This window comes from Pelagibius sp. (assembly GCF_028289705.1).
Taxonomy (GTDB): Bacteria; Pseudomonadota; Alphaproteobacteria; order Kiloniellales; family Kiloniellaceae; genus Pelagibius.
On sequence record NZ_JANQOI010000065.1, the window covers coordinates 24,200 to 35,443 of the forward strand.

At 63.6% G+C, this 11,244-nt stretch carries 12 protein-coding genes and 1 pseudogene; 8 read left to right on the forward strand and 5 right to left on the reverse strand.

All coding sequences use genetic code 11. The features are described 5' to 3' along the window. Window positions 1-24: 24 nt before the first annotated feature. From Q0996_RS07850 to Q0996_RS07865, 4 genes are all read right to left on the reverse strand, one after another. The gene (locus tag Q0996_RS07850; RefSeq protein WP_299617397.1) at window positions 25-1,335 is read right to left on the reverse strand and encodes an O-acetylhomoserine aminocarboxypropyltransferase; all 1,311 of its coding nucleotides are present in this window, start codon (window positions 1,333-1,335) and stop codon (window positions 25-27) included. A gap of 13 nt (window positions 1,336-1,348) precedes the next feature. Further along, entirely contained in the window at window positions 1,349-1,852 is a 504-nt protein-coding gene (locus tag Q0996_RS07855) for a CoA-binding protein (protein ID WP_299617399.1), read from the reverse strand. 271 nt (window positions 1,853-2,123) lie between these two features. Then, on the reverse strand, window positions 2,124-3,296 hold the full coding sequence (locus Q0996_RS07860) for a mechanosensitive ion channel family protein (RefSeq protein ID WP_299617401.1): 1,173 nt from the start codon (window positions 3,294-3,296) through the stop codon (window positions 2,124-2,126). 41 nt (window positions 3,297-3,337) lie between these two features. Next, on the reverse strand, window positions 3,338-4,144 hold the full coding sequence (locus Q0996_RS07865; RefSeq protein ID WP_299617402.1) for an enoyl-CoA hydratase: 807 nt from the start codon (window positions 4,142-4,144) through the stop codon (window positions 3,338-3,340). A gap of 189 nt (window positions 4,145-4,333) precedes the next feature. Between Q0996_RS07865 and rpsI (Q0996_RS07870) the strand changes: the two are divergent. After that, window positions 4,334-4,530: pseudogene (rpsI, locus tag Q0996_RS07870) on the forward strand (30S ribosomal protein S9); the annotation flags it as partial. An 84-nt stretch (window positions 4,531-4,614) separates the two neighbouring features. Here the strand turns inward: rpsI (Q0996_RS07870) and Q0996_RS07875 are convergent. Continuing rightward, the gene (locus Q0996_RS07875) at window positions 4,615-6,105 is read right to left on the reverse strand and encodes a multicopper oxidase domain-containing protein (RefSeq protein ID WP_299617404.1); all 1,491 of its coding nucleotides are present in this window, start codon (window positions 6,103-6,105) and stop codon (window positions 4,615-4,617) included. Between the two features lie 223 nt (window positions 6,106-6,328). Between Q0996_RS07875 and Q0996_RS07880 the strand changes: the two genes are divergently transcribed. The 7 genes from Q0996_RS07880 to Q0996_RS07910 all read left to right on the forward strand — a co-directional run. Further along, window positions 6,329-6,868, forward strand: a complete 540-nt coding sequence (locus tag Q0996_RS07880) for a LuxR C-terminal-related transcriptional regulator (protein ID WP_299617406.1) — start codon at window positions 6,329-6,331, stop codon at window positions 6,866-6,868. Between the two features lie 157 nt (window positions 6,869-7,025). Beyond that, on the forward strand, window positions 7,026-7,463 hold the full coding sequence (locus Q0996_RS07885) for a PaaI family thioesterase (RefSeq protein WP_299617408.1): 438 nt from the start codon (window positions 7,026-7,028) through the stop codon (window positions 7,461-7,463). 207 nt (window positions 7,464-7,670) lie between these two features. After that, a complete protein-coding gene (gene rplM / locus Q0996_RS07890) occupies window positions 7,671-8,135 on the forward strand; it encodes a 50S ribosomal protein L13 (RefSeq protein WP_299617410.1) in 465 nt (154 codons plus the stop codon). Window positions 8,136-8,137: 2 nt separating this feature from the next. Further along, a complete protein-coding gene (gene rpsI / locus Q0996_RS07895; protein WP_299617412.1) occupies window positions 8,138-8,629 on the forward strand; it encodes a 30S ribosomal protein S9 in 492 nt (163 codons plus the stop codon). 81 nt (window positions 8,630-8,710) lie between these two features. Beyond that, window positions 8,711-9,895, forward strand: coding sequence for a VanZ family protein (locus Q0996_RS07900; protein WP_299617414.1), 1,185 nt, complete (start codon window positions 8,711-8,713; stop codon window positions 9,893-9,895). 164 nt (window positions 9,896-10,059) lie between these two features. Beyond that, entirely contained in the window at window positions 10,060-10,617 is a 558-nt protein-coding gene (locus tag Q0996_RS07905; RefSeq protein WP_299617416.1) for a gamma carbonic anhydrase family protein, read from the forward strand. Between the two features lie 106 nt (window positions 10,618-10,723). After that, window positions 10,724-11,244, forward strand: a 521-nt coding sequence (locus Q0996_RS07910) for a tripartite tricarboxylate transporter substrate-binding protein (protein ID WP_299617418.1), incomplete at its 3' end; no start/stop codon positions are given.

An 11,244-nucleotide genomic window follows, 5' to 3' on the forward strand; every position in this document is an offset into this window, starting at 1 on the left:
GCGAAGCGAAACACTCGCGGCAAGTCAGTCGGCAGCGGCGGCGACGCGGGACGCGGCTGTCAGCGCCTGGTCCAGGTCGGCGACGAGGTCGTTGAGGGTTTCCAGGCCGACCGAGAGCCGCACCACCTCCGGCCCGGCCCCGGCCGCTTCGCGCTGTTCGTCGGTGAGCTGGCGGTGGGTGGTGGAGGCCGGATGGAGGATCAGGGAGCGTGTGTCGCCGATGTTGGCCAGGTGCGAAAACAGCTCACAGGCCTCGACCACCTTCACGCCGGCCTCATAGCCGCCCTTCACACCGAAGGTGAAGACCGAGCCGGCGCCAAGGGGCAGATATTTCTGCGCAAGCGCGTGGTAGGGGCTGCTCGGCAGCGCGGCACAGGACACCCAGTCGACCTGCGGATGCGCTTCCAGGAATTCGGCGACCGCCTTCGCGTTTGCGCAGTGGCGCTCCATGCGCAGGCTCAGGGTCTCGCTGCCCAGAAGGGTCTGGAAAGCGTTCATCGGCGCCATGGTCGCCCCGAGATCGCGCAGCCCCACCGCGTGGGCCTGCATGGTGAAGGCCATGTCGCCGAAGGTCTCGTAGAAGCTGAGACCATGATAGGCCGGTTCCGGCTCGGCAAGGCCGGGGAACTTGCCGCTCCTGGACCAGTCGAAACGGCCCGAATCCACGACCGCGCCGCCCACCGAGGTGCCGTTGCCGGAGAGGAACTTGGTGGTCGAGTGGACCACCAGATCGGCCCCCCACTCGAACGGGCGGCAGAGATAGGGGGTGGCCATGGTGTTGTCGACGATGAGCGGGATGCCGGCGTCCTGGGCGATGGCGGCCAGGGCTTCCAGGTCGCTCACCACCCCGCCGGGGTTGGCCAGGCTCTCGACGAAGATCGCCTTGGTCCTGTCGGTCAGGGCGCGGCGCACCGCCTCCGGTTCGTCGACATCGACGAAGTCGACGTGCCAGTCGAACTTCTTGAAGGTCTTGCCGAACTGGGTGATGGAGCCGCCGTAGAGCCGGTTGGAGGCGATGAAGCGGTCGCCCGGTCCCATCAGCGCGAAGAAAGCGAGGATCTGGGCCGCGTGGCCGGAGGCGCAGCAGGTGGCGCCGCGTCCGCCTTCCAGGCTCGCCAGACGCTCCTCCAGCGCCGCCACCGTGGGGTTGGTCAGGCGCGAATAGATGAAGCCGAAGGTCTGCAGGTTGAACAGCGATGCGGCGTGGTCGGCGTCGTGAAAGACGTAGGAGGTGTTCTGGAAGATCGGCGTCTGGCGCGCGCCGGTCACCGGTTCCGGCTGGGTGCCGGCATGGATCATACGGGTTTCGAAGCCGGGGGTCTTGTTGCTCTTCATGGCGTGGTCTTCTTCATGTCAGGCGGACCCTCCGCCGCTTGGCGGTGATGATGCCGGAGTCGAAGCCGCCCCAGGAGAGCTCCGCATGCAGCCGGCCGAACTCGATCTTGGGGCAGCGGTCCATCACCACCGTCAGGCCGGCGGCCTCGGCCCTGCGTGCCGCCTCCTCGTTGATCACGCCGAGCTGCATCCAGACCACGCGGATGCCCTTGTCCGCGGCCACGGCGATGGCTTCGTCGGTGATCGGCCCGGCCGCCGCGGAGTTGCGGAAGATGTCCACCATCTCGAACTTGTGCGGAATCTCGGTGAGGTTGGCGTAGACCGTCTCGCCCAGGATCTCGCCGCCCGCCGCGCCGGGGTTCACGGGGATTACACGGTAGCCCTTTTCCTGCAGGTATTTCATGGCAAAGAAGCTGGGCCGGTTCCACTTCGGCGAGGCACCGACCATGGCAATGGCCTTGGTGCTGTGAAGGATCGCCAGCAGGTCCTTGTTTGTGTAGGTCAGGGCATCGCTCATGGGCTAGGGCCTGTTGATATTCATTTCGCCGTCGTGGCGGGAGCAGATATGCGCCAGGGCTAGGAGCGGGCGGCGCCGTGGGGTGGTCCCCCACAAGGCGTCCGCGACGCAGCCCTGGCGAATATCTGCCCCGTCCCAAAGGGATCCGGCGGATTTGGCCCGCGGCCGCGTCGCTCCTCGTCGAATATGCTTTGGCATGTCCTTCCTCGTCGCTCCTAACCGCAGGCCAAATTCGCTCGGACCACAACGGCGAAATGAATCTCAACAGGCCCTAATCGGCTGCCTGTTTCGCGGGGGCGCCAGAGGTGTCCTTCTCATCGCCCGGAGGCACGAACGCTTCGGGCCGGTCGTCGGGCAGGCTCTCGACGTAGAGCGACTGGCTCGGGAAGGCGAAGCCGCTGCCGGCCCCTTCGACCACGGTCATGATGTGGTAGGCCAGCCGCTCCTTGATCTCCAGCCATTCGCCCCAATTGGTGGTCCTGGTGAAGCAATAGAGCATGATGTCGATGGAGGAGTCGCTGAAGCGGTCGATGCGCACGAAGGTGGAGGCGTCTTCGGGCGGCACGAAGTCTTCGCTCTCTAGCACGTAGGTCTCGATTCCATCGCGGATTTTGCGGAGCTGGTCCACGGTCGTTCGATACTCGACGCCGATCATCCAGTAGATGCGCCGGTGGGTCATGGCGCTGAAATTCGTGACGGCGTTGTCGGAGAGCTTGGCATTGGGCACGAAGACCGGCGCCTTGTCGAAGCGGCGCACCCGGGTCGAGCGGAAGCCGATGGTCTCCACCGTGCCCTCGACCACCCCCTCCACGCGGATCCAGTCGCCGGGATGGAAGCGCTTCTCGGCGAGCACCAGGATGCCGGCGATGAGGTTCTTGAAGAGATCCTGCGCGCCCAGGGCAACGGCGACGCCGAACAGCCCGAGGCCGGCGATGATCGGCCCCACCTCGATGCCCCAGATCTCCAGGGTGGTGGCCACGCCGATGAAGACGATGCCGATCTTGGTGGCCTTCACCAGCCATTCGATCATCGGCCGGGTGAAGACGCGCTCCAGGCGCTGGAACAGGAAGGAGAGGGGGCCGATGGCGTTGAAGAAGCCCCAGAAGATGGTGAGGACGACGAGGGAGCGCAGGATGTTGTCGACGATCAGCTTGAAGGTTCCCTGCGGCTCCAGGTACTCGGCCGCGAAGAACACGCCCATCACCACGGGAATGAAGCGCACCGGCTGTTCCAGAGCGGCAATCAACTCGTCGTCGAAGCGGCCTTCGGTCCGGCTCACGAAGCGTTTGAGGCGGGACAGCACAACGGTCGTGAAAAGGCGCCGGAACACCAGAAAGACCAGAAGGATGCCCAGGGCGATGAGCAGCCGGCCGATCTCGATTCCGAGAAACCCATGGGCCCATACGTCCAAGACCAGGGCCCAAAACTCCTGCAACGTCTGCATCGGAAAAAGAACTCTCTATAGCTGCGCCCGGCCGCCGCGGCCTAGCGGCCTTCCCACTCAGGTTTGCGCTTTTCGATGAAGGCGTCGATACCCTCTTCGGCATCGCGCGCCAGCATGTTGGTGGTCATGACTTCGCTGGCGTAGGCATAAGCCTCGACCAGGCCGAACTCGATCTGCCGGTAAAAGGCCTCCTTGCCGATCTTCAGGGTAAGCGGCGATTTCGCGATGACCCTCTCGGCCAGCCGGATGGTCTCTTCGTCCAGCCGCTCTTGCGGGACTGCGTGGTTGATCAGGCCGAACTGTATCGCCCGGTCGCTGTCGATCATCTCGCCGGTCAGCAGCATCTCCATCGCCTGCTTGCGCGGCACCGCCCGGGAGAGCGCCACCATCGGCGTCGAGCAGAAGAGGCCGATGTTGACCCCCGGCGTGCCGAAGCGGGCCGTATCGGCCGCCACCGCCAGGTCGCAGGTCGCCACCAGTTGGCAGCCCGCCGCCGTCGCGATGCCGTGGACCTTGGCGATCACCGGCTGGGGCAGGGTGGTCAGGGACACCATCAGCTTGCTGCATTGCCGGAACACACCCTGGAAGAAGGCCCGGTCGCCGCCCCTGGTGCGCAGTTCCTTGAGGTCGTGGCCGGCGCAGAAGCCCTTGCCGGCGCCTTCGATCACCACGGCGCGAACCGACGGGTCTTCGGCGATCTCGTCGAGACAGCCCTGCAGCTCCGCCATCAGGCCGGTGGAGAGCGCATTGTACTGCGCGGGGCGGTTGAGGGTGAGGCTTGCGATGCCCTCACGGTCGGAGCGGAGAAGGAGGGGCGGCTCGCTCGCCCGGGCGGCTTCGGCTGACATCTTTTCCTCTGGCCATCCTCTGGCCGTTTCCAGAACGCGCCCGACTTTGGCGCTTTCGCGGGCCTGAGTTCAAGGGGTAATAAGGCCCCACAACGCCAGGATATCCAAGCCAGAAAGTTCGAGGCGGAAGGCGCCGTCCAGATGGACCAAGACAGCCCTCTCCGCCGAACCGCGCTGGAGGAATCCAATACGGTGAAGGGCGTTGGCCTCTCCGGCCAGGCCGGGGCGCTGCGCCACAGCATCTCCAAGGCGCTGACGCTCTATGGGGCGGATCTGCGCTCGGTGCTCAAGCGCGGCGGTTTCCTGATCCGCGCCTCCCGCGTCGTGGAGCGCAAGAGGTATGCCGTGCCAAGGCGCGCCGGAGCCTCCAATACTCCAGGCGCTAATCTAAAACGCTTTATTATCAGTATTTTATGCGGTGTATCCGGCTTCTGTGGCGCCGCTTGTTTTTGTCAATCTCTCTGGCGGGATCAGCTCACGGTGAACTGTCCCATCATGCCGCGATCTTCGTGTTCCAGGATGTGGCAGTGATACATATAGGGATACTGCTCGGTCGCCGGATGATCGAAGCGAACAACAATTTCAGACCAATCGTCGTCATCCAACACCACGGTATCCTTCCAACCTCGCTGATCCGGTGGCGCGGCCGCGCCTTCCATTTGCTCGATCAGGAAAGAACAACCGTGCACGTGAAACGGGTGCGCGCCCTGATCGGAGCGGATACGCCAACGCTCCCAAACGCCGCGTTGGACACGTTCGTTGATGACGTTCATGTCCATCGCCGCACCATTGATGGTCATATCCATCGCGGCATGGCCTCCATGCGTGCCATGACCGCCGCCATCCCCCATAGCGAGCACAAAGTCGCGGGTGCGCGTTATTTCGCTTTCGTTGGGGCGGGCAATGGTCGCCAGTTTCTCGAGCAAGGGCGCCGTATGCGCTCGCAGTGACCTGTCGACTCTCAGGGTCAGCGATGGTTGTAGCGGGGGCGTCTCGGAGCGGCCTAGCAGATCCAGCAGATTGTTGACGATGCCGCCCTCGGCCTCATCGAACTCATCTTCGAAAAGAGTGAGCAATTCGGCGGCATTGCCATCCGACACGTCAACAATGATCTCGCAACGCTCGCCGGGCGACATTTCCATTGTCGTCATCGGCACAGGGGCTGCCAGCAACCCGCCGTCACTGGCAATCTTGTAAAATGTACGGTTGTCAGCAAATGCAACGATGTAGAACCGCGCATTGGCACCGTTGAGGATTCGCAGCCGGACCTTTCCGGCAGGGACCGTTGCAACCGGTGCAATCGCACCGTTGATCACCACAGTTTCGCCCAGCCAGCCGTCCTCGTCTGCGTCGTTCAGTGAATAGACCAAACGGCCCTCTGCGTCGAAGGTTCGGTCCTGAATGATCACCGGCAAATCGTCAATGCCATATTGACGCGGGAGGTCCATTGAATCGGCCTCATCATCATCGATGATGATCAGACCGGCCAAACCGCGATAGACCTGATCGCCGGTCTTGCCATGCGTATGGGAGTGATACCAACAAGTCGCGGCCGGCTGCACGATGGACAATCTGGGCTGCCACTGGTCTCCCGGTGCCATTTCCAGCTGTGGTCCGCCATCAACTTTGCCTGGAACGTGCAGGCCGTGACCGTGAATGGCTACGCCTTCGGTCAGGGTGTTCTGGTAGCGCAGATTGAGTTCGCTGTTTTGCTGGGTTCGTATCGTTGGTCCCAAGTAGTCTTGGCTGATCCCCAGAGTCGCTGTCTTGACGCCGGGCTTGAAAGACCATTCGCCTCTGCGAATTTGCAGATCGACCGGTTCTCCACTGGTTCCGTCAACAAGCGCCGGTATCGGTAGCTTGGAGGGCGTGGCTGTAGACCAGGCAGGCCGAATCAGGCTGGCGCTCAGGACAGGAACGCTACTGGCAAGAAACCGCCGCCGAGAAAGGACAAACGACATGGAACTCCTCATGACAATATGTGGGCTGTGAGCAAGCCGTCGGGCTGCAGGCTCGGGCCATCGTGGTGATCATCGTCGCGGCCTCTATGGTTGGTAAACCGGGGCCGACGGTCCATTGGACAGATGCCGGATTGGCGGCCCTGGACATCAGGCATAAGGTCAATTTCAGCGATCCGACGAAGTGCTAATATCTTGATTCCCAATAAGACCTCAGGAAAACACCATGATCGACACGCTAGAGCGGGTTCCGAGCCGGCAGACGGTTTTCGCGGTTTTCGTGCTGATTGTCTTTGGTACCAGCGCCGCGGAAATCATCGCCGAGTTCGCGGACGGCGAGGCGCTGGGTTCGATGGCTGACGACTTGTCGAGGTTCGTCCTCAGCGCAGTCGTATTAGGCGTGTTCGTATTCGAGTACCGCGTGCAGCAACGGGCGCTTAGGGAACTGGGTGGGCAGCTAAACAAGGCCCGCGGTCAGCTAGCCCGGCTCGATACCAGATCGCAGGAACTCGCGAGCCAGTATCGCGCGGTGATGCAAAAGCAGTTTGACGCCTGGAATCTGACAGCCAGTGAGCAGGATGTCGTTATCGGGATGCTGAAGGGGTTATCTTTTAGGGAGATAGCCCAACTCCGGGAAACGCGAGAAAAAACAGTGCGTCAACAAGCCTCCGCAGTCTACCGAAAGGCGGGAGTGGCCAGTCGAAACGAGCTGGCCGCTTGGTTTTTCGAGGACATGTTGGAGCCGCCGCCGGTTCGCGAAGGCTAGCGGCTTCGGCTGACATCTTTTCCTCTGGCTATCCTCGGGCCATTTCCAGAACGCGCCGGACCTTGGCGCTTTCGCGGGCCTGAGTTCAAGGGGTATTAAGGTCCCACAACGCCAGGATATCCAAGCCAGAAAGTTCAAGACGGAAGGCGCCATCCCGATGGACCAAGACAGCCCGCTCCCCCGCATCACGCTGGAGGAATTCAATCAGCTCCTGGACGAAAGCGCGCCCTTCCAGAAGATCTATGGCTTCGTGACCGAGGAGATCGGCTACGGGCGGGCACGCGCGCTCATGCCGGCAAGCCCGGACCACATACGCCCCGGCGGCACGCTCTCCGGTCCGGCCCAGATGGCGCTCGCCGATTTCACCATGTATGCCGCGGTTCTGGGGGCGATCGGCAGGGTGCCGCTGGCGGTGACCACCAATCTCTCGATCAACTTCCTGAGCAAGCCGCAACCCGGGGCCATCCGGGCCGATTGCCGCCTCATCAAGCTCGGCAAACGTCTGGCGGTGGGGGAGGTTTTTCTCCATGCGAAGGGCCAGGGCGACCCGGTCTCCCACGTCACGGCCACCTATTCCATCCCGCCCCGGGGCTGATCTCCATGCCCTGTCATGGGCGCTCGGATTAAGGGTTTCCCGGCAAGAGGTTACCTATAGGGTATTATAATACCTCATTCATAAAGTGCTGTGAAAATGGGGCTTTTTCCGATTGACAGACCGCCGCCCGGTCCATAGAAAACGCGGCTTCGGAGCGCTGCCCGACGTGGGCGCGCTTTCCCAACCCATTTGGACAGCGATAGTGCGATGAAGACATTCTCAGCCACGCCGTCGGACATCGAGAAAAAGTGGATTCTCATCGATGCCGACGGGGTCGTGCTCGGCCGCCTGGCCTCGCAGGTTGCCAAGATCCTGCGCGGCAAGCACAAGCCGAGCTTCACGCCGCACATGGACTGCGGCGACAACGTCATCGTCATCAATGCCGAGAAGGTCAAGCTGACCGGCAAGAAGGCGAGCGACAAGGTCTACTACTGGCATACCGGTTATCCGGGTGGCATCAAGCAGCGCACCGCCGGGCAGATCATCGAGGGCGAGCACCCCGAGCGGGTGATCCTCAAGGCCGTGGAGCGCATGATCACGCGCAACCGTCTCGGCCGCCAGCAGATGAAGAACCTGCGGGTCTATGCCGGCGGCGAGCATCCCCATGAGGCCCAGCAGCCGGAGACGCTCGACCTCGCAGCGATGAATCCGAAGAACAAGAGGAGCCAGTAAGCATGGCCGACGAAACCCAAACCCTCAGCGATCTGGGTGATCTGGGCGCCGCGACCGGTGTGGTTCAGGAGGCCGCCGCCGAGGCGCCGGAGCCGCAGCGTGACGCCCTCGGCCGCTCCTATGCCACCGGCAAGCGCAAGGACGCGGTGGCCCGCGTGTGGATCAAGCCCGGCAGCGGCAAGGTCACGGTGAACGGCAAGGACCAGAGCACCTACTTTGCCCGGCCGGTGCTGCGCATGATCCTGGCCCAGCCCTTCCTGGTGGCCGAGCGCATGGATCAGTTCGACGTGGTCTGCACGGTCAAGGGCGGTGGCCTTTCCGGCCAGGCCGGGGCGGTGCGCCACGGCATCTCCAAGGCACTCTCGCTCTACGAGCCGGAGCTGCGTCCGGTGCTCAAGCGGGGCGGCTTCCTCACCCGCGACTCGCGTGTGGTGGAGCGCAAGAAGTACGGCCGGGCCAAGGCGCGGCGGAGCTTCCAGTTCTCCAAGCGCTGAGTTTGCCGGATCGTACGGGAAAGAGGGCCCGCACTGCCGTGCGGGTCCTTTTTCGTTGTGGGGCGTAGAGCGCGAGGGACCATGGCTAAGCTCTGGCTGGCGATCGTTCTGGTGATCACCTACTTGTCGCTCTATCCGTTCGACTTCTTTCCCGTTCCCTTCGACGACCGGTTCTTCGACACGCTGCGGGACTCCTTGCGCTATGGCGTCGGGCTCGACGATTCCATCGGCAACTTCCTGTGCTTCGTACCCTTCGGGCTCGTCGGGGTTCTGAGCCTAAGAGGTCAGGACCGGCTCTGGAGCGATCCCTGGCGGGGCGTCGTCTTCGTCTGCGCCGCGGGCGCTTGCTTCGCGATGCTGCTTCAGCTCATTCAGATCTATCTGCCCTCGCGCCACGAGAGCTTCTACGACGCCGCCTACAACAGCCTGGGCGTCGCTTGCGGCGCCATCATCGGGTTCGTCCTGCGCCGCCGGCTGGACGGCATTGCCGATCCGGCGGAGCGGCCGACCCTGGTCCCCCTCTTTCTGCTCGGCTGTTGGCTTGCCTTCCGTCTGGTGCCCTTTGTCCCGTCCTTCGACCTTGCCTCCATACGGCACAGCCTGTCGCCGCTCCTGGATATTCCGCAAGTCGTCCTGCCGCTGATCTTCAACGATATCGTAGGCTGGCTGGTGACGGCCTATCTGATGCGCGCTCTGCTGCCCAATGGCGTGGTGGGCTATCGGCTGCCACTCTTGATCGTGGCGGTCTTCGCGCTCGAAGTTCTCATCGTCCCGAATTTTCTCTCGGCCTCCAACGTGATCGGTGCCGTCATTGCGCTCGGTCTCTGGGCGCTGCTCAGCCGCCGCGAGAACCCGGCGGGGATCCTGGCAGCCTTGATTATCGCGATGCTGGTCTTCCGCGGCCTGGCTCCCTTCGACTTTCGCGCCCAGCCGCAGAGTTTCAGTTGGTTGCCGTTCCAGGGCATTCTTTACGGCAACATGTACCTCGGCGTGCTGGTGCTGTGTAACAAGGTTTTCTTCTACGGCAGCCTGGTATTCGTCCTCTGGCAAACCCGCATGGGCAAGGTCTCGGCGACCCTCCTGGCCGCCGCGGTCCTCGCCGCGATCGAGGTCGCTCAGCTTTTTGGCCGCTATCACAGCCCGGAGATCTCGGACCCGCTGCTGATCGTCGCCGCCGCGGTGACCATGGCGATGCTGCAGAATTGGGAGAAGACAACCCACACCACCGGCCACACCACGCCAGCCGCCGGTCGGTCGCAGGGTTAGGGTGACAGGGCTCCGGGACCGGATCGTCGAGACGCATGGAAGGTCCGGCGAACACGCTGCGGGAAGTGGTGCCGACACGGCCGGTCCTGGGTTAGGCTGGCGGCTGCGCCTTCCCGGAGTCGGGGAGGGTCCGCGCCACTTCCAATCTGTCAGGGGACCTTGCGATGCCGGGTATGATTTTGCCCTTCCGTGGGATCACGCCGAAGATCCATGACGATGCCTTCATAGCCGAAACCGCGGTGATCATCGGCGATGTGGAGGTCGGCGCCGGCTCGTCGGTCTGGTACGGCTGCGTGCTGCGGGGCGACGTGAACAGAATTCGTGTCGGCAGCGGCACCAACCTCCAGGACGGCACCATCGTCCATGTGAACCATGATCGTGCCGGCGACTATCGCGAAACCGGTGGCGGGATGCCAACCACCATCGGCGACGACGTGACGGTGGGCCATCAGGCCCTGATCCATGCCTGCACCGTCGAAAGCGGTGCCTTCATCGGCATGGCCGCGGTGATCATGGACGGCGCGGTGGTGGAGGGGCAGGCCATGGTGGCCGCCGGCGCGTTGGTGACGCCTGGCAAGCGGGTTGGCGCCCGTCAGCTTTGGGGCGGGCGCCCGGCCAAGCCGATGCGCGACTTGACGGACGACGAGCTGGCCGGCCTGCCCTACCTCTCGGACCACTACCAGGGGACCGCGGCCTGCTACCTGGAGGAGCGGCGCGGCTGAGCTTCGGCAGCCCGTTATGGTTAATGATTCCATAAGGCAAACGCGCTAGGTTTGCGCTCGCATTGGCCATCTCGGCCGCAGGCTGGTCATCCGGGGGGGACGGACCGTGGCTTTCAGAATCTTCTTGCACGCAGCTTGCCTGTTTTTGGCGATCTCCATCGGTGCCGCAGCGGCGCTTGCCGAGACCGCGGCCGAGTTCTATCGCGGCAAGGTGGTCAAGCTGGTTGTCGGCTACGGCGCCGGCGGCGGCTACGACACCTACGCCAGGATGCTTGCGCCTCACTTGGAAGAGCGCCTCGGTGCGACGGTGGTGGTGGAGAACCGGCCCGGCGGTGGTGGCATCGTCGCCTTGAACCAGGTCGCGGCAGCCAAGCCGGACGGCCTGACCATCATGCTGATCAGTGCCGGCTCCGCGGCCTTCGGTCAGATCACCGGGGCGGAAGGCGTGCGCTACGATCTAAACACTATCGGGTTTCTCGGGCGGGTGATCGATGACAAGCGGGCAGTCCTCTGGAGCACGCGCTCGCCCTACCGCACGGTCGAGGACGCCCTGCGCTCGCCGCGGCCCATACTGCTCGGCGCCGTCTCCCGCACCGACACCATCGCCGCCACCACGGCCTTCTTCGC

Excerpts from the sequence above, each read along its gene's own strand:
- Q0996_RS07850 (WP_299617397.1), bottom strand. The coding sequence starts at position 1,335 with ATGAAGAGCAACAAGACCCCCGGCTTCGAAACCCGTATGATCCATGCC.
- Q0996_RS07855 (WP_299617399.1), bottom strand. The coding sequence starts at position 1,852 with ATGAGCGATGCCCTGACCTACACAAACAAGGACCTGCTGGCGATCCTT.
- Q0996_RS07860 (WP_299617401.1), bottom strand. The coding sequence starts at position 3,296 with ATGCAGACGTTGCAGGAGTTTTGGGCCCTGGTCTTGGACGTATGGGCC.
- Q0996_RS07865 (WP_299617402.1), bottom strand. The coding sequence starts at position 4,144 with ATGTCAGCCGAAGCCGCCCGGGCGAGCGAGCCGCCCCTCCTTCTCCGC.
- Q0996_RS07875 (WP_299617404.1), bottom strand. The coding sequence starts at position 6,105 with ATGTCGTTTGTCCTTTCTCGGCGGCGGTTTCTTGCCAGTAGCGTTCCT.
- Q0996_RS07880 (WP_299617406.1), top strand. The coding sequence starts at position 6,329 with ATGATCGACACGCTAGAGCGGGTTCCGAGCCGGCAGACGGTTTTCGCG.
- Q0996_RS07885 (WP_299617408.1), top strand. The coding sequence starts at position 7,026 with ATGGACCAAGACAGCCCGCTCCCCCGCATCACGCTGGAGGAATTCAAT.
- rplM (WP_299617410.1), top strand. The coding sequence starts at position 7,671 with ATGAAGACATTCTCAGCCACGCCGTCGGACATCGAGAAAAAGTGGATT.
- rpsI (WP_299617412.1), top strand. The coding sequence starts at position 8,138 with ATGGCCGACGAAACCCAAACCCTCAGCGATCTGGGTGATCTGGGCGCC.
- Q0996_RS07900 (WP_299617414.1), top strand. The coding sequence starts at position 8,711 with ATGGCTAAGCTCTGGCTGGCGATCGTTCTGGTGATCACCTACTTGTCG.
- Q0996_RS07905 (WP_299617416.1), top strand. The coding sequence starts at position 10,060 with ATGCCGGGTATGATTTTGCCCTTCCGTGGGATCACGCCGAAGATCCAT.